Source organism: Larkinella rosea, assembly GCF_003858635.1.
In the GTDB taxonomy this organism is placed as follows: Bacteria; Bacteroidota; Bacteroidia; order Cytophagales; family Spirosomataceae; genus Larkinella; species Larkinella rosea.
This window is the reverse complement of record NZ_RQJO01000008.1, coordinates 1,689,780-1,710,243: the sequence shown is the minus strand read 5'-3', so window position 1 is coordinate 1,710,243 and position 20,464 is coordinate 1,689,780. Positions and strand designations below refer to the sequence as shown.

The following is a 20,464-nucleotide window of genomic DNA, read 5'->3' as shown; positions in this document are numbered from 1 at the left end:
GCAGGGTAGCTTTGACCCAGTTTCCAAGGCTATTGAACGTTCCGCGGTATGCGCTTTCTTCTACTGTTTGCCACTTGCTGGAGTTGCCTGACGAGTTCGCTGCTGGCGCAAACGGATTCGCCCACGCCGACCACAAAACCGGTCAAGGTTTCGGGCGGTCTGAATGCCTACGCCGGATTTTACTCCGCGAACGGTCTGGCGGCCCGCAACCAGCCTTCACCGGTTGGGTTGAGCGGTTCCGTAACGGTTTCGCTGCCGGGTGGTATTTCACTTCCGTTCTCGGCAGTTTTAGGAAATCAGGGTAACAGCTTCCGCCAACCCTTCAACCAGTTTGGCGTTTCACCAACCTACAAATGGGCGACGGTTCACGCGGGGTATCGCAACGTCAGTTTTTCGCCGTTCACGCTGGCCGGACACACGTTTCTGGGGGGCGGTTTTGAACTGAATCCCGGCAAATTGCGGCTGGGAGCGGTTTACGGACGGTTCAACAAAGCCATCTCGACCAACCTGGCCGAACCCGACATCCTTCCGGCTTACCAGCGCACGGGGTATGCCCTCAAGCTCGGCTATGGAAAACCCACGAATTACGTCGATCTGCTCATGCTGCGGGCCAAAGACGATTCCAGTTCCATTGCCTCGGTCCCGCAATCGGCAACCCAGACGGTCACACCCGCCGAAAATCTGGTGGTCGGCGTTACCAGTCGGTTGCTGATGATCAAACACTTTGTGGTGGAGCTGGATGCCGCCGTGAGTGCCTACACCCGCGACGTTCGCAGCAGTGAAGTATCCGCGGAAGGCCGCAACGCCGTAACCCGGTTATTTGGCAGGTTATTCACCGCCCGGATTTCGACCCAACTGACGCAGGCCACACAGGCCGCCATCGGTTACCGCACGAAAAACGCGGGCATCAAGCTCCAGTACAAACGCATCGATCCGAATTTCCAGACGATGGGCGCCTACTATTTCCAGAGCGATATTGAAAGCTACGCCGTGGTGCCAAACCTGACCGTTCTGAAGGGAAAACTCCGGATTTCAGGCAGTTATGGGATTCAGTTCGATAACCTGGCGAAAAATAAAAACGCCCGCACAGGCCGCAGCATCGGTTCGCTGATCGTCAGTTACAACCCGGCTACAAAGGTTGGTATTGACCTCCAGCTTTCGAATTACGGCATTAGTCAGCAGGCGGGGATTCGCCCGGTCATCGATACGGTTCGGCTGGCGCAGAACAATTTTTCGGCAACGGTCAACACCCGCTACACGATTCAGAATGAAGAAACGGTGAATTTATTCACGCTGTCGGCCACACGCCAGCAACTCAGCGATCTCAACCAGCACACGGCGGTTTTTACTAACAACACCAATACGAACCTGAACCTCGGCTACTTCTACCAGCGGGTGAAAACCGGTCTGGGAGCGAATCTGCTGGTTTCCTACACGCAGGCCGATCTGGCGCTGGGCATGCAGACTAAATTCTACGGCCCCACGCTCGGCCTGACCAAAGCCTTTCTGACGAATAAACTCAGCACCGCCCTCAACGCCAGCTACCTGCTCAACCAGCAAACAACGCAAACGGGCGAATCGCTCAACGGGCAGATCATCAATGCATCGGCCAATGCCGGTTATCAGTTGGGCAAACGACAGAATTTCAGTCTCCAGCTACTTTACCTAAACGCTAACACCGGTTTGGCGGAACAACGGTATAACGAATTTCGAGGCACTCTTGGCTATGGCATCACGTTTTAAAAAAACCGCCCTTCGTTCCCCGCTATGGGTTCTGCTTTCCCTCATCGGTTTGGCACAAACCCTTCGCGCCCAGCCGATTCAGGTGCTGGTCAACGTAAATCCACCCTACAGCGCCTATTTGCAGGATTACGCCGGAGCGGGCCAGCAGGTGCAGATCCGATTGATTAACCCGTCGGCACGCGCCCTCGAAATCCGCCTGCAGGGCAGCGTAACCGGCGACAACGGCGTTTCCATCCGCACCCTGCCTAACTACCGGCCACCCGTTCCCTTCGTCTTACAGCCCGGAACCACGCTGCTGACCCGCAAAGACCTCGAAGGGCTTTTCGACCTGAACCAGATTCTGGTCGAAGGCATGAACAAAAACTTGCTTTATCAGGGAAAACCGCTGCCCGAAGGCAGCTATCAACTGTGCGTGCAGGTATTCGACAACCGCACCAGCCAGGCGCTTTCGGCGGGCGAACCACTGGGCTGCTCGCCCCCGTTTCCGGTGAAAGCCATCGAACCGCCCATCCTGATTGCTCCGTTCTGCGACAGCGAAGTGATGCCGACCACGCCCCAGGCAACGGTTTTTACCTGGTCACCGCCAGCGGGTGTGCTGCCGACGCAGGTCAGCTACACCCTGCGCGTGGTCGAATTGCCGCTTCAGAATGTCGATCCGAATGTGTTTATCGACGCCATTGCGTTGCCGCCGTCGGGGATTGAAATCAAAAATCTGCCGACCAGCACGTTTCTGTACGGACCGCAGTATTTGCCCCTGAAAGTTGGGAAACGCTATGCCTGGCGGGTGCAGGCGGTGGATAAATTCGGCAAGCTGAACCTGCTCAACGATGGCAAAAGTCCGGTTTGCGCCTTTCAGTACGGCCCGGCGGATACACTGAAAGCGCCGGTTTTGGCCAACGCTAAATCTCCGATAAGCCTTTCGGGCCTGACCGAGCTTATTTTCTGCGGGCAGACCATTACCGTCAAAAAAATCACGAATCCGGATCGGGATCATTTTTCGGGCTCTGGAACGCTCGTCATGAAGTCGCCGGTGAAGCTTTCGGCCGAGGTGAGTTTCAGTGATCTGAAAATCCGCCCACTGGCCTACGACCAGAGTCAGAAGCGTGGCAAGAGCGGTTTTTACGACTTCACGGTCATCACCGGCCAATTGGAAAACAGCCTGAAAGGGGCGCAGGTCGATGATAAAACCGCCAAACTAAAAACCGATCCACACACGGGCGGAACGGCGGCTATGACGTACCAGGCTATTCGGCTGGTGGCCAACCACAGCGAGTTGTTCGATGAAAAACTGAATAGTCACCGGCTGCAGAAAGGTGGCAGCGACGAAGCTTCCATCCAAACCGGATTGACCTGGTACAGCCCCATCACGATTACAACATTAACGGGTTACAAACCGGGCAAAAGCGGATCATTCTCACCGGGAACCGCCAGTTTCGACGGCAATCTGACGGTCGATGTACCCGGTAGCTGGTACCCCATTGCCTCAGTCGGCAGCGAACTTAAAAAAGCTCCGGCGCTGAAAATTCCGTTTTCCAAAGCGTATGAAGGCCCGTTGTCGGACCTGAGCGGTTTTTACCTGAACCTGCGCGCCGACTCGTATTTCGAAATTCAGAACGGCAGACTGGTCGCCCGGCTAAACGGAACGGTTACGGTACCCAGTGGCCGGAAAGAGGTGGCTCCGTTGATCGTGCCTTTTCAGGAATCCGACGGTATTACGTTTACGGCCCAGATTGACGACCAGCAGGTTCCGGTTTCGGTCGTCAACGATCAGGCGCGGCTTTTCTTACGGTTCCAGAAACTGAACGTGCAGCTCGGCGACCTGTTCGAAGCGGGCGATTTACCGTATCCGCAATGGGTCAAAGGCGTTTCGTGCCCGGAGGTTGAGTTCTGGATGCGCTCCGGGGATTATAACAACGACAAACTCGACTGGACCATCGTACCGATTAATCCGGTCGTCAACCGGGGCAAAGGCTACGAATCGACCAATGCCGACCGGAAGGGGCTCAACTGGCAAACGAAGTTTCTGGGTTTCAAGGGCAAAATAACGGACGCCATCACGGTTATTAAAAACAGCGAATTCAAGGTCGGGCACCTGGTCGGGCAGGTTTACGTACCCTTCGTCGGCAGCGTCGGCTACCTGCAAATCATGATCGAAAAATACGGTTTGGGCGAAGCGGACGTGATTTCGTTTGACAAAAGCGAACGGACGTTGCTGGACACACCGGCGGGTGATCGCATCGTTGTCAAGACCAACGGCGGTTATTTTGCGGACGGTTATTTTTACCCCGACATGGCTATTTCGGCCTACAACGCCACCAATCCGACGCGCGGACTCGACGCCCGGGACATTCGGATGGACGCCATTGACGTGGCCATTACACCCAAAGGAGAGCTGGTCAGCGATTACAAGAACAAGAAAGCCGAGGCTTATTACAGCGGCAGCAAACAGAAAACCGCTTACCTCAACGGCCTGGATTATCACCTGGCGCGGGTCGTGCTGAGCGACGAAGCGGGCGGCAAACAGTGCCGGTTGTCGTTCAATGGCAAGCTGGTGCTGGGCGAGAAAATCGTTACCGACGATCAGTATTTGTACGACCTTGTTTTCGCCAAACCGCCGGTCGATGATTTCAACTTTACGGGCTCCCTTCCGTTCAGCGATCCATTCCCGCCCACCGGAACCGAAGGCGGTGGCCCCTCGGCCGATGGCGCGGAAACCGTTTCCGAGGCTGAACGGGCCGCCGGTTACCACCTCGAACGCGCGGCCCCGGCCTCGTTCCTGAAACCCCTGAAAGCCAACACCATCCACGGTTCGTTCAGCACCGGAACGGCCTACTATCAGGGCGATTTCACACTTTATACCGACGACGCCACGTTCGGCAACGGTTTTCGGCTCGACACCAAAGCCCTCATTTTCAGCCCGGTTAATACGCAGGTAGGTGCCACTGTCATTGCCGGAAAAGCGCAGGGCGTGAAGTACTGGTTTGCCGCATTCAAATACGAAAGCAAGGATACACCCGGTATTTCGCTGTTTCTGAATCTGGAAGCCTACGGTTTTGAGGGCCGGATTTACAGCCACATGAAGCACGTCGGCGAGCCCTCGGCCATTTTCAACGATAACTACGTGCCCGACGCCGGCACAAGCTTTGGTTTGTTTGCCGCCATGCCCATCCAGTCGGTGGCCGACAAAGGCCGGTTGCTCTGGGGAAAAACCGGTGTTGAACTAACATTTCAGGGGTTTGCGCCCAAGCAAATTACCATCCGGGGCGATGTCAACCTGGAACAGTTGGGCGGCACGGGCGATGCCAGCACGTCGCGTGTTCAGGGCTACGGGGTGATTGTGATGGCTCCGAAAGAAAAAACCATTGTGGGCACCGTGAACATGACGAAAGGCGATTTCACGGCGGTGTGTATGACCGGAACGGCTTCGTTTTACATGGGTCCCAGCGGTTTTGCGGTTTCGGTTGGTTCGCCCGCACAGCCGGTGAAGGCCACGGCCCTCTGCGGCATCATGGGCGATCTAACGCCGTCTGCTACAGCTTACTGCGCGATTTACGCCACCAACGGTTCCATCGGCGGCATGGACTGGATTCCGACCAGCGGTATTGGCATTCGGGCGCATCTGGCGGCAACCCTGCTGAACATCGACACCCGCAAGTTTTTTGTGTCCAACCCCTGGGCGACGCTGACCGCCGGTGCGGATGCGGATCTGGATGTAACCATTCGACCGTCGGTGGATTTGTACGCCCGCGTTGGCACCGATATCAACCTGAACGTCGGGTATAGCAATTATTCGTACAACCTTGCCAACGTTTCGGAGAGCGTCCAGCTGACGCTGCCCGACTTCTGTCTGGCTTACAATAAACGCATCTGCTTCCCGGTTTTGGGCGGCTGTAACCTGATCGTAGGCTTACGCCCGACGCCCTATATGCGAACCAACGGCGGACCGGAGGACATGTGCCGGGATGATGGAACGGTGCAGGGCCCCTGCGAGGGTATTCTCGGCTGGCTCATGGACGGGGCGCAGGTCATTGTCAATGCCGCTGGTGAGGTACTGGATACGGCCTATAACCTGCTCAAGGATGCAACGGGTGCGGTGGTCAAGGGCGCGGAAGCCGTGGGGGGAGCGATCAAGGACGGGTATTGTTCCACCATCGGCTGGGGCTGCTAAGTTTCTAAAAATCAACGAGCGATGAAAAAGCGAGGACTCTTAACGACCGGTTTCATGCTGTTTTGCCTTGGTTGGGGATGGGCGCAGAACAAAATGCCGAAGGCCTACGCCCAGGCGGTTCCCCGGGAAAATGCCATTCAGATCAAGTGGATCGTGACAACTCCGATTCGGGTTCAATACCATATTCTGCGCCGGGTGGTGGGCGAAAAAACGTTTAAGAAAGTGTCCGAAAAACCGTTGCAGGCCATTACATCCAATGAGCTGAAAGGCCCCGGGGCGGTGGCCGAAGCGCGCCGGAACTTTCTTGACTTCACCCAAAAATGGCCCACGACAAAAGACGAGGTGCAGCTTTTCCTTCAGCTATTCGGAATGAATGCTTATACCGACAATGAGTTTGCGCGGGCTGCCGGAATGTATTACAAAGACAATACGGTGGTGGCCGGAAAGACGTATGAATACGCGGTGAGTGCGGTTTTTAACGGAAAGGAATACAGTTGGGCGATGAGTTCGCCCGTTCGGGCCGGGGATTACCAGCCGTTGGTCGCGCCAACGGGCCTGAAAATCGTGCAGCAGAAAACGCGTCAGATTGCGCTGAGTTGGGACATTCGCACGGATGTGCTGGCGTACAACGTGTACCGTCGACGCGAAAACGGTGGTGAAATCAAACTCAATAAAAAACCGGTCGTCGTGGTTGATGCGCTGAACGGCAAACGGCCTTCCACGCAGTTTACCGATTCGGACAGCACCCTGAAAGTGGGCGAAACGTATTACTACCACATTGCTGCGCTCGACCCGTTCGTCAACGCCGGGGAGCAAAGTCAGGCCGTCTGGCTGACCGTCAAGGACATGGACCTACCCGCCGGAGCGGCCGATTTGCGGGGCCGGATTGATAAACTAGGCGTTCGCTTAAGCTGGAAACCGTCTTCGTCGCGCGATTGCATTGGTTACCGCCTGTTGCGCGGAACCGCCATCAATAAACCGTTCCAGCCGGTTTTGCCGCGCCTGCTGGCTCCTTCCGACACCACGTTTCTGGACGAAACTGCCGTTGAAGGTTCGACGTATTATTATTATCTGCGAACTGAAGATCAGGCGGGTAACACCGTCAATACGTCGCCGATTCAAGTCACGCACCCCGACCTGACCCCTCCGGCTCTGCCCGCTGGTCTGACGGTGCAAACCGATACGATGGGTCATGTCGCGCTCAATTGGCGGGCCAATCAGGAAACCGATCTGAAAGGCTATTTCGTCTACCGTGCGCTGGAAGACAAACCCGACAATTACGCCCAATTGCAACTCAAACCGCTGGCGGGTACGGTTTTTCGGGACACACTTCCCCGCACCAACCGCAACGTTTTTTATTACCGAATTACAGCTGTCGATCAGAGTGATAACGAAAGCGTGCCCGCCCTGCAGACAGTGCGGTTGCCCGATCGGCTGGCTCCGCGAGCGCCGATGTTGTTACCTCCGGTTTTTGCGGCCGATTCAGTCCGGCTGGAATGGACTTCTCCCGATGCCGACGAGGTACGAATTTATCAGGTGATGCGCCGAAACGAGTCGGATCGGCAACCCACGTTCCAGGTGATCGGGCGCACGGCAAATCGTCGGTTTACGGATCAAAAAGTGTCGCGCGGTCTTTACAGTTACGCGATTTTGGCGACCGACAGCGCCGGGAACCAGTCCAAACCGTCATTGCCGAAGATCGTTGAACTGGTCGGTAAAAACCCGCTGACGGCTCCGAAAGACGTAAAAGTACGATTGGACGAACGGGAAAAGAAGCTGCTGGTGAGCTGGAGTCAGCCTCCACAACCTGCCGATTTTGCGGGCTATCGCGTGCTGGCCCGCGATCAGGGCGAAACGTTCCGGGCCGTAACACCCTTGCTGACCGAAGCCCGGGCCGAGCTGACCGATTGGGAAACCGGTGCTAACTACGAAATCGCCGTAGTCGCCATCAGCCAGACCGGCCAGCAACTGAACAGTGAAATCGTTAAAGCCACACCCCGCAAATGATCCGCATGAAGCATTTTCAACGACCGGTTTTTGGAGCGCTTTTGCTGGCACTGATCGCCAGTTGGCCCGTTTTCGGCCAGGCTCCGGGCGTTCCTACCGGCCTGGCGGCTGCTGCTCAGGGGAACGGTATCCGACTTACCTGGAACAACGGTTCGGGCCTTACGCCGACCGATTACCAGATCGAACGCGGAGAAAAACCGGGTGGCCCGTTTAATTTATTACAAACTATTGCCTACAGCCGAACGCCAACCTTTACCGATAACGGCGTTGTGGGCGGTATCCAATATTGTTATCAGGTTCGGGCGCGAACCGGATCGATCACTTCCCCGTATGCCAGTGCCGTTTGCGCCACAGCCAATCTGACTCCGACGAATGTTACCAATTTGCAGGCTCAGGCCACCGGCAGCCGCTCCATCCGCCTAAGCTGGACTCCTTTCGGCAAAGAATCGGGAATCGACATCGAACGACGGACGGGACAAACCGGCGGCTGGAGCAAAATCACGTCCACACTGGGCGATTACGGGCAATACACCGACAACGATTTAGCAACAAACACCGAATATTGTTACCGGATTATTGAAAGCGGCCACGACTATTCCAATACCGTCTGCGCCACCACCCAACAAACGGCACCCGAACCGCCGGCCCGTTTATCCGTCAATGCGGTTTCTTCGTCTCAAATTAACCTGCAATGGGCCGACGTTTCGAACAATGAAACCGGTTTTCAGATCGAGCGCGCCGATAATCCAACAGGCGGTTTTTCAAAAATTGCGGATCTGGGCGTCAATTCCACCACCTTCAGCGATCAGGGCCTGGCGGCCAGCCGTCAATATTGCTACCGCGTTCGGGCCATCAACGGAGTCGGGGCCAGTGTTTTTACGGAGCCGCAGTGTGCCACCACCCAGGCTCCGCCCGTCGGGGCTCCGCAAAACCTCACGGCGACGGCAACGTCTACCACCCAGATCAGTCTGAGTTGGGCGGGCGTTGCGGGAGCGACCCGGTATGAACTGGAACGCAGCCCGAACGGAACGGATAACTGGCAGAAAGTAGCGGAACCGGCCGGAAACGCGACGACGCACACGGACCCGAATCTGACCCCCAATACCCGGTATTATTACCGAATCCGGGCCGTAGTGAGCGGAACAACGGGACCACCTTCCAACGTCGCCAACGCCCTGACGCCGGACGTTCCGCCGGTGGCTCCTAACCTCCTCACGGTAATCGCTGTTTCTTACCAGCAGATTGACCTGAGCTGGGCCGATTTGTCGGGGAATGAAAGCAATTTTCAGGTCGATCGCAGCCCGAACGGAACCGATGGCTGGGAGAAAATTGCCGAGGTAGGCGCCAATACGACTTCGTATTCCGACCAAAGCGTCCAACCCCAAACCCGCTACTTTTACCGGATTCGGGCGACCAATGCCGCCGGGCCGTCGGTCAATTCCAATGTCCGCGATGCCACCACGCCCGTGGGACCGCCCGCAACCCCGCAGAATTTAACCGCAACGGCGGTTTCGACTACGCAGATTAACCTGAGCTGGAATACCGTTCCCACAGCCACAAGCATTGTTATTGAGCGGAGTCCGAATGGCTCCGGTGACTGGAACAAGATTGGCTCGGTTGCGGGAAATGCAACAACGTATTCCGACCAAAATCTGACCCGAAACACGCGGTATTATTACCGGATTCAGGCCAGTAATGCCAGTGGAACCGGTCCGTTTTCCAAGGTCGCGGATGCCCAGACGCCCGATGTGCCGCCAACGACTCCGAGCCAGCTCAAGGCCAATGCGGTTTCGCCAAATCACATCGATTTGAGTTGGACGGATCTGGCAACGAACGAAAGCGGTTTTGAGTTGGAACGGGCACCCAGCGCCACCGGCGACTTTAAAAAAATAGCGGATTTACCAACCAACACAACGGCTTATCAGGATAAAAATCTTGCTGATAACACCCAGTATTGTTACCGAATCCGAACCATTAACGCGGCTGGTCCGTCGGCATTTACCGATGCGGTTTGTGCTCGAACACCCCTGGCTCCGCCCCCGGCACCCACCAATCTAACCGCCCAACTGTTTGATTACGATCAGATTCGATTGAACTGGGACGCATTAGGCACTTCAGCGGTGACGGTGATCATCGAACGTTCGACCAACCCGAATTCGGATTTCAAGGAAATCAAACAGCAGCCAGCGGCCCAAATCGGCTACGTAGATGGCGGTTTGCAGGAATACACCACTTATTATTATCGAATTCAGGCCGTGAACGCGGCTGGAAAATCAACCTATTCCAATGTGGCTTCGGCACGGGTCGACGAAATCGTGATTGGCGTTGAGGATGAATTCATCACGTTTACGACTCTGGCTGTTCAGGACCGGAAACTGATCGTTCGGACAAGCTGGCAAAAACCCGCCGAAGCGTCGATTCAGTTGCTGAATCTGAACGGGCAGATCATGGCAATGGAACGGCGCCGGGTTGCTTCCGAAGACAACTGGCAGTATGACCTGACAACCCGACCAGCCGGTATCTACCTGTTCCGAATTGTAGCCGAAGGACGCGTGTTCGCTAAACGATTTTTACTTCCATGAAAAAGCGGATTGTTATTATGATGCTGGCGCTGGCCGGTTGTCAGCCAAAACCGGTTAAACCGATTACGGATCTGATTACCCGAGTTTGGAAAGCCAATACTGTCAAAGAAGCGGATATACTGGTCTATACGCTCGGTGCCACCGGTAATCTCAAACCCGGTTATACGAACTACCGGCTTGACCTGAGCCAGAGCGACAAAGCGACCTTGAAAGACATTGACGGACGATTGGTCAGCGGCACCTGGACGGTTTCCACGGACAACAAACGGCTGATTCTGGATAACCTGAACCCCAAGCCGACCAGCACCGGCGGCATCATCGAGTTCTATATTCTGGCGACTCCCGATGGGTCAACCTTCAACCTCCAGCGAACCGCCGAAAGCCGGAAAACCGGGAATACGGTCAATCAATACGCATTGATTCCGGAATAACGTACCCACGGACTTCAGTCCGTGTTTTACTCCAAAATCAGGATAAATAGCAAAAAACACGGACTAAAGTACGGGGGTACGTTAGAGTAATAATGATAAATTGAGTTCAAGTCCTGGTAAAACCGCGTCACCGGTCAACGCTTCCGCAAAGGTTTTGATTTCGGGCTCGACATCCGGCCGATAAATCGTGGTTTGCTGCTGAAAAGGATCAATCAGCCAGGCCAGCCGAACTCCGTTCTGGAGGTATTTCTCCATTTTAGCTGGCAGCCAATACCGCTCATCCCGATCTGACATGAGTTCAATTACAAAATCAGGAGAAATTCGGGCACATTTGTTTTTGTCGTCCTCAGGTACCGAATTCCAGCGTTCATTGCTGATCCAGGCCACATCCGGGGCCCGAACGGAGGTATCCGGTAACGTAAACCCTCCATTAGATTCCGTAACAACTCCAGCATTGTATTGGCGATTCCAAAGTGCAACTTCTGTAATTATCTCGACGGTTTTAATATTGTTTTTCGTTCCAACAGGTGCTCGCAAATAAATCTGGCCGTCTTCATCACGTTCAAGCCTTAATACCTGATTTTGATAACAGAATTCGAAAAACTCATCGTCTGTAAAGCGCCCCCTATAGGTAGGAAAATTGATTGGCAAACGCATAAGTCGTTTTTCAGATAGACGCTCAACCGGATTAAAAGTAACGAAAAACACAAAAAAGCGCGATCCCGTTTCCGAAACCGCGCTTGCTGAATGATGAACGATGAATTGCTTTCGCATTTTAACTCATCGTTCATCATTCATAATCCATCATTAATTTTAATACCGATACAGATCCGATTTAAACGGACCGGCGGTTGTCACGCCGATGTATTCCGCCTGCTCCTGATCCAGTTTTTCCAGTTTTGCACCGACGTGGTCGAGGTGCAAAGCCGCTACTTTTTCGTCGAGGTGTTTCGGCAGAATGTAGACTTTGTTTTCGTAGTTGTCCGAATTGGCCCACAATTCCAATTGCGCCAGCGTCTGGTTCGAGAACGAGCACGACATGACGAACGACGGGTGACCCATCGCCACGCCCAGGTTCACCAGACGACCTTCGGCCAGCACGATGATTTCCTTGCCGTCGATTTCGTACAGATCAACCTGCGGTTTAATCTGGCTTTTGCTCGAACCGTAGTTGGCGTTCAGCCACGCCATATCGATTTCGTTGTCGAAGTGACCGATGTTACAAACCACGGCTTTGTCGCGCATGGTTTTGAAGTGACGGTCTTTCACGATGTTGATGTTACCGGTGGCCGTCACGAAAATGTTCGCCCGCGTAGCTGCTTCGTCCATCGTGACGACTTCGTAGCCGTCCATGGCGGCCTGCAGCGCACAAATCGGGTCGATTTCGGTCACCAGAACCCGGCAACCTGCTCCCCGCAGCGATTCCGCCGAGCCTTTACCGACGTCACCGTAACCAGCCACAACCGCTACTTTACCGGCCAGCATCAGGTCGGTTCCCCGACGGATGGCATCGACCAGCGACTCGCGGCAGCCGTATTTGTTATCGAACTTCGATTTTGTTACCGAGTCGTTGACGTTGATGGCGGGCAGGTGCAGCGTACCATTTTTCATGCGCTCGTACAAGCGGTGAACACCCGTCGTGGTTTCTTCCGACAAGCCTTTGATGCCCGAAATCAGTTCCGGATACACGTCAAAAACCATGTTGGTCAGGTCACCGCCGTCGTCCAGAATCATGTTCAGCGGTTTTTTCTCTTCCCCGAAAAACAAGGTCTGCTCGATGCACCAGTTGAATTCTTCTTCATTCATTCCCTTCCACGCATACACCGAAATACCGGCGGCAGCGATGGCGGCAGCGGCATGGTCCTGCGTCGAGAAGATGTTACACGATGACCAGGTCACTTCGGCACCCAGTTCCACCAGTGTTTCGATCAGCACGGCGGTTTGGATCGTCATGTGCAGGCAACCCGCAATGCGCGAACCAGCCAGCGGTTTCGACGGTCCGAACTCCTTGCGCAGGGACATCAAACCCGGCATTTCGGCTTCGGCCAACTTGATTTCCTTGCGGCCCCACTCGGCCAGCGCAATATCTTTTACTTTATACGGAACGTACGTGGATGTTTCTGTAGACATAAGAAGTGTAAGTTAATGCTTGATGAATTTTAAGAGAAAAGAGGTGAGACAAGAGAATAAAGACAAAATGTCAATCAGCAGGTTTTGTCTTTTCTCTCTTGTCTTACTTCTATCATCTATTTCAACGTTGCCACCGCATCTTTAATGCGTTGAACGGCTTCGGTTAGGGCTTCGTCGGAAGCCGCCGTTGAAATCCGCAAACCGTAGGGTGCCCCAAAACCAGAACCGGCAACCGTGGCGACGTGGGCAGTATTCAGTAACCAACCAGCAAAATCGTCCGAATCATGGATGGTTGTCGTGCCGTCCGATTTCCCGTAGTAATAGCTGATGTCGGGGAACGCGTAGAAGGCGCCTTCCGGTACGTTGACCTTGAAACCGGGGATTTCCTTCAGTAATTTCACCACCAGATCCCGGCGACGTTCGTAGGCTTTCGACATCTCCTGGGTAGGTTCCATTGGACCATTCAGGGCGGCAACGGTGGCTCGCTGCGAAATGGAGCTGGTTCCGGACGTCACCTGTCCCTGCAATTTCTCAACACCATCGGCAATCCATTTGGCGGCTCCGATGTACCCGATCCGCCAGCCCGTCATCGCAAACCCTTTCGCAACCCCGTTGACCGTAATCACGCGGTCTTTGATTTCCGGAATGGAACCGATGCTGAAATGGCCTTTATTGGTAAAATTGATGTGTTCGTAAATTTCGTCGGCCAGCACAAATACGTTTTCGTGTTTGGCAACGACTTCACCAATCGCCCGCAGCTCTTCTTCGCTGTATACCGAACCGGTCGGGTTGTTGGGCGACGCGTACATGACAATTTTCGTGCGGTCGGTAATGGCTTCTTCGAGTTGCTCGGCCGTTACTTTGAAGTCGTTTTCAAACGCGCCGTTGAGAATGATGGATTTGCCTTCGGCCAATTTCACCATTTCGGAATAACTGACCCAATACGGTGCCAGAATGATCACCTCGTCGCCGGGGTTGACCAGCACCTGAATGACATTCGCCAGCGAATGTTTCGCACCGGTCGAAACCACGATGTTTTCCGGTTTCCAGTCAATATTGTTTTCCCGTTTAAACTTATCTGCAATGGCTTTCCGCAGGTCGGCATAACCGGCCACGGGCGAATAACCGTGGTAGCCTTCGTCGATGGCTTGCTTGGCGGCTTCGCAAATGTGTTTCGGCGTTTTGAAATCAGGTTCTCCAACACTGAGACTGATTACTTTGTGGCCCTGAGCGGCCAGTTCGCGGGCTTTTTTGGTCATCGCCAATGTCGACGATTCCTCCAGCGCGATGATGCGGTCGGCCAACAACGTGGCGCTTTCTACCGATACAGACATGATGTAATGGGATTGTTCAATAAAATTCCGGGCACAAAATTACTAACTATCTCCTGATAACTGCGTATTATTTAAATATTTATACAGAACGGCAGGAAATTAGAACCCATTCAATTCTTCTTTCTATCCTATAATCTGGAATTCATCCGCGTCGCGGTCGGCCGGAAACCGCTCACGGTATGCTCTCAAATCATCCAGCGACAGGGAAGTCTGGAAAACCGTTTCCGTATCCCGCTGCCGGAAAAGCACCTCCCCTTTCGGGTCAATGATGCTCGAATCCCCCGCGTACGGGTGCCCGTTGCCGTCTTCACCGACCCGGTTTACCCCCGCCACGTACGCCAGATTTTCGATGGCACGGGCCTGTAAAAGGGCATTCCAGGCCAGGCTGCGGGGCGCGGGCCAGTTGGCGACGTAGAGCAACAAATCATACGCCAAACCAGAATTCCGGCTCCAGACCGGGAAACGTAAATCGTAGCAAATCAGAGGGCAGATGTTCCAGCCGCGCCAGGATTTGATGAGCCGTTTTGAACCGGCGGTGTACGTCCGGTCTTCTTCGGCCATCCGAAACAAATGCCGTTTGTCGTACACATCGAACGAACCATCCGGTTCCATCCAGATCAGGCGGTTGTAAAACCGCCCTTTTTCCTGCACGATGTAACTGCCTGTCACCACTGCTTCGGTCTGGGCGGCCATCTGTTTGAGCCAACGGAATGTGGTCAGATTCATCGGTTCAGCCAGTGGTGCAGCATTCATCGTAAAACCGGTCGTGAACATTTCCGGCAATACAATGAGGTCGGTTTTTTCGGGCAGGGCGAAGATTTTCTCTTCCAGCATCGCACGATTGGCCGTCGGATTTTCCCAATGGAGACTGGTTTGCAGGAGGGTGAGGTGGAGCATGGAGGAAGGGAGGAAGGGAGGAAGGGAGGAGAGGATAAATCTGGTTCATTTTCCTTTTACCCTTTCCTCCCTTCCTCCTTTTCCCCTTTATTTCGGAAACTTCATTTTATAGTCCGCTTTCACGTTGCCGCGCGTAATATCGGCCAGTTTTTTCTTCATCAACTGGCGTTTCAGCGGGGGCAAATAATCGGTGAAAAGTTTGCCTTCAAGGTGGTCGTATTCGTGCTGGATGATGCGGGCGGCCATGCCGTCGTATTCTTCGATGTGCTCGTTCCAGTCGGTATCAAAATACTGAATTTTAACAATTTCGGGCCGGAAAACTTCCCCCCGGATCTGCGGAATGCTCAGGCAGCCTTCCTCAAAACCCCATTCATCGCCGTCTTCTTCCAGAATCTGCGGGTTGACAAACACTTTCTTGAAACCCAGCAGACTCGGGTCCTTGTCTTCTTCCGGTTCGTCTTCGTTGAGGGCCGTTCCATCGACCACAAACAAACGGATGCTTTTGCCAACCTGAGGAGCGGCCAGCCCGATGCCCGATGCGTTGTACATCGTCTCGAACATGTCTTCGCTGAATTTCTTGACATCGAGGCTCCCTTTCTCAATGTCTTTTGCCCGTTTCCGCAAAACGGAATCACCGTACGCTATTATTGGGTAAATCATCACCTTTTGGATTCCATAAACGATTGTAAAATAATCACTGCACTCACTTTGTCGATGTTGCCTTTCTCGCGCCGGTCTTTTTTACGGGTTCCGGCGGCAATCATGGCCTGCAACGCCATCGCCGACGTAAACCGCTCGTCGTGCCAATGCACCGGAATGTCCGGAAAAGCGGCTTTCAGCCTGCCAACAAAACCCTTTACCCGGGGCGTATTGTCGGTATCGGTTCCGTCCAGGCGTGTGGGCAACCCCACCACAAACGCTTCGACCGGTTCGCTGACGACATACCGTTTCAGGTAGTCCAGCAACTGATACGTCGGGACGGTTTCGAGCGCCGTTGCGATAATCTGCAAGGGATCCGTAACGGCCAGGCCGGTGCGTTTCGTTCCGTAATCAATGGCCAGCAATCTCGGCAAAGTAACTTTTGTTAAATGATTTGCAAATATACGGAAATACGTGCGGGGTGTTTATATTCACCGCAAATCCTTGCCCAACATCATGCCAAAGATGAATTTTTGCCCGCAATGTGCCTCGGCGCTGGTCCCTGGCATGGCCGGAGGGCGCGAACGACTCGTTTGTTCAGCCGCTTGTGGTTACATATTCTGGAATAACCCGCTGCCCGTCGTCGGTGCCATTGTCGAGTACGAAAACGAAACCGTCATCCTGATCCAAAACCGGGGCTGGCCCGCCGAGTGGTTCGGGTTGGTCACCGGTTTTCTGGAACCGGGCGAAGAACCGGATCAGGCGGTTTTGCGGGAAATCAAGGAGGAAATTGGGCTGGAAGCCGAAATTGTGGAGCGGCTGGGCGTCTACACGTTTTACCAGCGCAACGAAGTAATCATTTGCTACCACGTCCGGGCCTGGGGCGACATCCGGATCGACGAAGAAGAACTTCAGGCGTATAAACTCGTCCCCATCAAGGAGTTAAAACCGTGGCCATTCGGAACCGGACCCGCGGTGAAAGACTGGCTGAAGAACCGGGGACTATGATTACGGTGATGATTATGGTTGCGGTGATTTGAATGATCGATTTTATGAAACACTTCGAAATCTATATCATCATTTGGATCTGATTCATCACTACCATCACCGTAATCATAATCATCACCGCAATCATAGTCCATACGTTACCACATCAATCCCAATCCCGTTCGGGTCGACAATGGCGAAATGGCGGTCGCCCCAGGGTTCGTCGCGGAGCTCAATTTCGATCGGAACATTCAGTGACTGGATGTGCGCGTATTCCGCATCGACATCGTCCACTTCAATCGTCAGATAGACGCCTTCGCCAGTGAACGGTTTCTGAAAAACCGGTCGTTGCGTCGGGTGATTCGGCAACAGAAAACTCAGTTCGGCCTGCTGATTCGGAGTGTGGAGTAACAGGTAAAAATCGTTTTCAAACGTGACACCGAAGTTCAGGACGGTTTGGTAAAACGCCTTGGTTTCGGCCAGTTTGTCGGTAACAATGCCCGCATTCAGCTTCATGACGATGCGGTTTTACAGGATTTGACGATAGATCTGCGTCACGTTGTTGGCCGGATTTTCGAAATCCACGTTGACATACGCTTCGCGATTTAATGAACAGATCTGATACCCGCCCTGCACCAAAGCGCCCATAAACGGGCCGTAGGTCGCCATCAGCTTATCCCAACTCCCGTCGTGTTCCGTGTAAGCACATCTCCAGCCTTCCAGCGCTTTAAACGCCATACCGTCAGCCGGTTGACCCTGAAAAGCCTGAATCGGCAGCACAATATCCAGACCGAAAACCGTATCCGGTTTGCCGTCCACACCGTCGTATTGCCAGACAATCGGGCCGGTTATTTCCAGATCGAGTCGCACGGCTTCGCGGTATAGATCCCGGGCGACGTTTCGGACAAAAGGACCCAGTTCTTTGAGGGTGGTGCGGGTTGAAAAAGCGAGGGTCGTCAGCGGTTTGGCTTCTTTGATTTCCATATGAAATGGTGTTTGAGTAGATAATACGCCAAAATAACAACCGGTTTGTGACAACCGTATGTCAGTAGTCTTGAACCGGGATTCTGCGGATTAAAGGATTAACAGGATACAAACAGTTAATCCCAGTTAATCCTTTAATCCGCGAAATCCCGGTTCAAGACTGTTAATCCTTTCATCCGTGTAATCCCAGTTCAAGATAGTACTCCTGCAACTCCGCCACCAGTTCCCTCATCGTTTCCCGGAGCGAATCGGGCGTTTCAATCTGAACCCATTTCCCAAACATCAACAGCCACCGGCCCAGACCCGGCGCGTATTGCGTCATGAACTTCATCCGAACGTATTCCTCCTGACGTTCTTCCGAGACGTAGCCGTATTGATACTTCGACTCCTGAACGTGCCGGGCCACTTTTTTATCAAACCGCACAATCACCTCCGTCAGATTCTGCGTTTGCTGGATTTGGTCAAGGTAGGCCGGTAACGTAAGCAGGTTCTGGCTCGAATACGTGTGTCCGGTATGATCGAGCTTGCGGATGCGGTCGACGCGGAAATCGCGGTAATCCTGTCGCAACCGGCAAAACGCGATGAGGTGCCAGCCCGCGCCGTAATGGTATAAACCGACCGGTTCTACTTCCCGGCGGGTATTCTCATCGTTGTAAGCCGACCGATAATCCAGCAGAATCACTTGCCGCTGCCCAATCGCCCGCTGGATTTCACTCAGCAACATATCCGAAAACGGGGGCGTCGTGGGGCGTTTTTCCACATGAACCCGCGGTTCCAGATCTTCCAGATGCTCCTGATCCTTGCGCTTCAGCACCGATTTGATTTTATACAGGGCCGACTCAAACTCCGTCCGGATCGACGCATCCGAAAATTTCTCGATCACTTTGGCCCCAAACAGCAGCGCGCTGGCTTCCTCCCGGGTGAGCATAACGGGTGGCAGGTGGTAATCTTCCAGAAAATAACCGATTCCGGCTTCCGCTCCAATCGGCACCCCCGCTTCCTCCAGCGACCGGATATCGCGGTAAATGGTCCGCAAACTGGTCTGGAAGCGTTTGGCCAGTTCCTGCGCCTTGACGACGCGCTTGGTCTGAAGGTGAATCAAAATGGCGGTCAGTCGGTCAATGCGGTTCATGGCGGGGCGTCATCGTTTCTGCAAAGGTAACCAAGGGGCGGTTTTCGGGGCAATGCGGGTTGATTTGTTTCACGGAAAGATTTTTTTAAAAACCGCGTGGGGGTATCGCGTTGCATGGCGGTCTTAGCAGCAGATTCGGGAAAAAGTTACCCGGTTTTATCAACTCCTACAACAGTAAACACACGGCTAATTACCATGAAAAAAATAGTATTACTGACCGCTTCACTTGCCTGTTTTGCCACGCAGGTATTCGCGCAAAATTCGGATTCACTGCGCAACGAATTAAATCAAAACCGCCAGAACCGGTATCCCATCCGACCAGCGCAACTCGGTTTTGTTCCGCCCTTGAGCACCAACGGCATCGACAACGTCCTGTATAGCAACCGGTTTTCGTTGAATATTCTGGGCGGCTACGCAGCAGCGCTGGACGGCGTCGAATTCAGCGGTTTGTTCAGTCTGGAAAAAGATTACGCCAAAGGCGCGCAGTTTTCGGGTATCCTAAACGGCGTTCGGAATGAGGTCGACGGGGCGCAATTTGGTGGAGTTGCCAACATCGCCGGTGGCCCACTTTACGGGGCGCAGTTTGGCGGCACGGTCAATGTAGTCGGAAAAAGCGTGAAAGGCGCGCAGTTTGCGGGCGTCGCCAACGTGTCCGGTGGGCAACTGACCGGTGCGCAATTCGGCGGAGTCGCCAATGTCACGAAAGGGAACGTCAAAGGTGCGCAGGTGGCCGGGGTCGCCAACCTGGCCGAATCAGTGGACGGTTTGCAGATTGCGGGCGTTGTCAACGTCGCGAAACGGGTGAAAGGCACCCAGATTGGGCTGATCAACGTGGCCGACAACGTCGACGGCGCGCAGATTGGTTTTCTGAATCTTTCCAAAAATGGCTACCACCGATTTGAGGTCTGGGCGGGCGACGCGCTGCACGCCAACATCGGTTTTAAAATGGGCGGCAACCGCAAGTTTTACAACATTTTCGCCGTCGGGGCAGCTTATCCCAAAAATGACAATGTCCGCTGGAACAGCGTTCGCTGGGGCTACGGCTACGGGATCGGGACAAACCAGTTTATCGGCAAACGCAACCAGCTCAGTATCGAGGCCATGTCGTACCAGATTCAGGAAGAAGGCAACCATTGGGATGAACTCAATTTGCTGAATCAGGCCCGGGTGAGCTTTATTTTTCCGCTCCACAACCGTCTGGCCCTGACCGTCACGCCGACCTTCAACGTGCAGGTGACGCAGATGAAAACCATCGAAGGCATCGGTACGGAATGGGTAAAATGGGAGGTTTATGACAAAACGTTCGCCCGCCGGTGGTCGGATGAGCAAACCCGCGTCCGGATGTGGCCGGGCCTGAATGTCGGTATTCAGTTCTAAAAGCACTGTTGTAGCAAACCCATCAGTAGGGAACAATCAGATCGGTTGGAAGC

At 54.0% G+C, this 20,464-nt stretch carries 16 protein-coding genes; 7 read left to right on the top strand and 9 right to left on the bottom strand.

Annotated features, from left to right (window positions below):
- The first annotated feature begins 48 nt into the window (after window positions 1–48).
- Genes EHT25_RS15725 through EHT25_RS15705 form a run of 5 tightly spaced genes read left to right on the top strand, consistent with a single transcriptional unit; the run spans window position 49 to window position 10,931 of the window.
- On the top strand, window positions 49–1,743 hold the full coding sequence (locus tag EHT25_RS15725) for a hypothetical protein (RefSeq protein ID WP_124876012.1): 1,695 nt from the start codon (window positions 49–51) through the stop codon (window positions 1,741–1,743).
- Window positions 1,727–5,911: a hypothetical protein gene (locus EHT25_RS15720; protein WP_124876011.1), complete on the top strand. Its 4,185-nt coding sequence runs from the start codon at window positions 1,727–1,729 to the stop codon at window positions 5,909–5,911. The genes EHT25_RS15725 and EHT25_RS15720 overlap by 17 nt, the downstream gene beginning before the upstream one ends.
- Window positions 5,912–5,932: 21 nt before the next feature.
- Window positions 5,933–7,918: a fibronectin type III domain-containing protein gene (locus EHT25_RS15715; RefSeq protein ID WP_124876010.1), complete on the top strand. Its 1,986-nt coding sequence runs from the start codon at window positions 5,933–5,935 to the stop codon at window positions 7,916–7,918.
- 5 nt (window positions 7,919–7,923) lie between these two features.
- The gene (locus tag EHT25_RS15710) at window positions 7,924–10,500 is read left to right on the top strand and encodes a fibronectin type III domain-containing protein (protein WP_185731377.1); all 2,577 of its coding nucleotides are present in this window, start codon (window positions 7,924–7,926) and stop codon (window positions 10,498–10,500) included.
- Window positions 10,497–10,931, top strand: coding sequence for a hypothetical protein (locus tag EHT25_RS15705; RefSeq protein ID WP_124876008.1), 435 nt, complete (start codon window positions 10,497–10,499; stop codon window positions 10,929–10,931). The genes EHT25_RS15710 and EHT25_RS15705 overlap by 4 nt, the downstream gene beginning before the upstream one ends.
- Before the next feature lie 81 nt (window positions 10,932–11,012).
- On the opposite strand, the gene EHT25_RS15700 is transcribed toward EHT25_RS15705, so the two are convergent.
- The 6 genes from EHT25_RS15700 to ruvX form a co-directional block, all read right to left on the bottom strand.
- On the bottom strand, window positions 11,013–11,705 hold the full coding sequence (locus EHT25_RS15700) for a Uma2 family endonuclease (RefSeq protein ID WP_229311554.1): 693 nt from the start codon (window positions 11,703–11,705) through the stop codon (window positions 11,013–11,015).
- Window positions 11,706–11,744: 39 nt separating this feature from the next.
- Window positions 11,745–13,061 carry an adenosylhomocysteinase gene (gene ahcY / locus EHT25_RS15695; protein ID WP_124876007.1) on the bottom strand — a complete coding sequence of 439 codons (1,317 nt, stop codon included), beginning with the start codon at window positions 13,059–13,061 and terminating at the stop codon, window positions 11,745–11,747.
- A gap of 116 nt (window positions 13,062–13,177) precedes the next feature.
- Window positions 13,178–14,395 (bottom strand): pyridoxal phosphate-dependent aminotransferase, encoded by a 1,218-nt coding sequence (locus tag EHT25_RS15690; protein ID WP_124876006.1) that lies wholly within the window; start codon window positions 14,393–14,395, stop codon window positions 13,178–13,180.
- A gap of 123 nt (window positions 14,396–14,518) precedes the next feature.
- Window positions 14,519–15,292, bottom strand: a complete 774-nt coding sequence (locus EHT25_RS15685; RefSeq protein ID WP_124876005.1) for an amidohydrolase — start codon at window positions 15,290–15,292, stop codon at window positions 14,519–14,521.
- Between the two features lie 87 nt (window positions 15,293–15,379).
- Window positions 15,380–15,952 carry a peptide deformylase gene (gene def, locus EHT25_RS15680; RefSeq protein WP_124876004.1) on the bottom strand — a complete coding sequence of 191 codons (573 nt, stop codon included), beginning with the start codon at window positions 15,950–15,952 and terminating at the stop codon, window positions 15,380–15,382.
- Window positions 15,952–16,365, bottom strand: a complete 414-nt coding sequence (gene ruvX, locus EHT25_RS15675; RefSeq protein ID WP_124876003.1) for a Holliday junction resolvase RuvX — start codon at window positions 16,363–16,365, stop codon at window positions 15,952–15,954. Before ruvX ends, def begins: the two co-directional genes overlap by 1 nt.
- 82 nt (window positions 16,366–16,447) lie before the next feature.
- Between ruvX and EHT25_RS15670 the strand changes: the two genes are divergently transcribed.
- Entirely contained in the window at window positions 16,448–16,939 is a 492-nt protein-coding gene (locus EHT25_RS15670; protein ID WP_124876002.1) for an NUDIX domain-containing protein, read from the top strand.
- A 123-nt stretch (window positions 16,940–17,062) separates the two neighbouring features.
- Here the strand turns inward: EHT25_RS15670 and EHT25_RS15665 are convergent, their stop codons facing one another.
- The 3 genes from EHT25_RS15665 to EHT25_RS15655 all read right to left on the bottom strand — a co-directional run bounded on the left by EHT25_RS15665 (window position 17,063) and on the right by EHT25_RS15655 (window position 19,034).
- A complete protein-coding gene (locus EHT25_RS15665) occupies window positions 17,063–17,434 on the bottom strand; it encodes a VOC family protein (RefSeq protein ID WP_124876001.1) in 372 nt (123 codons plus the stop codon).
- Between the two features lie 12 nt (window positions 17,435–17,446).
- On the bottom strand, window positions 17,447–17,902 hold the full coding sequence (locus EHT25_RS15660; RefSeq protein ID WP_124876000.1) for a GyrI-like domain-containing protein: 456 nt from the start codon (window positions 17,900–17,902) through the stop codon (window positions 17,447–17,449).
- 172 nt (window positions 17,903–18,074) lie between these two features.
- Window positions 18,075–19,034, bottom strand: coding sequence for a helix-turn-helix transcriptional regulator (locus tag EHT25_RS15655; RefSeq protein WP_124875999.1), 960 nt, complete (start codon window positions 19,032–19,034; stop codon window positions 18,075–18,077).
- A gap of 195 nt (window positions 19,035–19,229) precedes the next feature.
- Between EHT25_RS15655 and EHT25_RS15650 the strand changes: the two genes are divergently transcribed.
- Window positions 19,230–20,411, top strand: a complete 1,182-nt coding sequence (locus tag EHT25_RS15650) for a hypothetical protein (protein WP_124875998.1) — start codon at window positions 19,230–19,232, stop codon at window positions 20,409–20,411.
- Window positions 20,412–20,464 lie beyond the last annotated feature (53 nt).

Coding starts and splice junctions, on each gene's coding strand:
- EHT25_RS15725 (WP_124876012.1), top strand. CDS start 49: ATGCGCTTTCTTCTACTGTTTGCCACTTGCTGGAGTTGCCTGACGAGT.
- EHT25_RS15720 (WP_124876011.1), top strand. CDS start 1,727: ATGGCATCACGTTTTAAAAAAACCGCCCTTCGTTCCCCGCTATGGGTT.
- EHT25_RS15715 (WP_124876010.1), top strand. CDS start 5,933: ATGAAAAAGCGAGGACTCTTAACGACCGGTTTCATGCTGTTTTGCCTT.
- EHT25_RS15710 (WP_185731377.1), top strand. CDS start 7,924: ATGAAGCATTTTCAACGACCGGTTTTTGGAGCGCTTTTGCTGGCACTG.
- EHT25_RS15705 (WP_124876008.1), top strand. CDS start 10,497: ATGAAAAAGCGGATTGTTATTATGATGCTGGCGCTGGCCGGTTGTCAG.
- EHT25_RS15700 (WP_229311554.1), bottom strand. CDS start 11,705: ATGCGAAAGCAATTCATCGTTCATCATTCAGCAAGCGCGGTTTCGGAA.
- ahcY (WP_124876007.1), bottom strand. CDS start 13,061: ATGTCTACAGAAACATCCACGTACGTTCCGTATAAAGTAAAAGATATT.
- EHT25_RS15690 (WP_124876006.1), bottom strand. CDS start 14,395: ATGTCTGTATCGGTAGAAAGCGCCACGTTGTTGGCCGACCGCATCATC.
- EHT25_RS15685 (WP_124876005.1), bottom strand. CDS start 15,292: ATGCTCCACCTCACCCTCCTGCAAACCAGTCTCCATTGGGAAAATCCG.
- def (WP_124876004.1), bottom strand. CDS start 15,952: ATGATTTACCCAATAATAGCGTACGGTGATTCCGTTTTGCGGAAACGG.
- EHT25_RS15670 (WP_124876002.1), top strand. CDS start 16,448: ATGCCAAAGATGAATTTTTGCCCGCAATGTGCCTCGGCGCTGGTCCCT.
- EHT25_RS15665 (WP_124876001.1), bottom strand. CDS start 17,434: ATGAAGCTGAATGCGGGCATTGTTACCGACAAACTGGCCGAAACCAAG.
- EHT25_RS15660 (WP_124876000.1), bottom strand. CDS start 17,902: ATGGAAATCAAAGAAGCCAAACCGCTGACGACCCTCGCTTTTTCAACC.
- EHT25_RS15655 (WP_124875999.1), bottom strand. CDS start 19,034: ATGAACCGCATTGACCGACTGACCGCCATTTTGATTCACCTTCAGACC.
- EHT25_RS15650 (WP_124875998.1), top strand. CDS start 19,230: ATGAAAAAAATAGTATTACTGACCGCTTCACTTGCCTGTTTTGCCACG.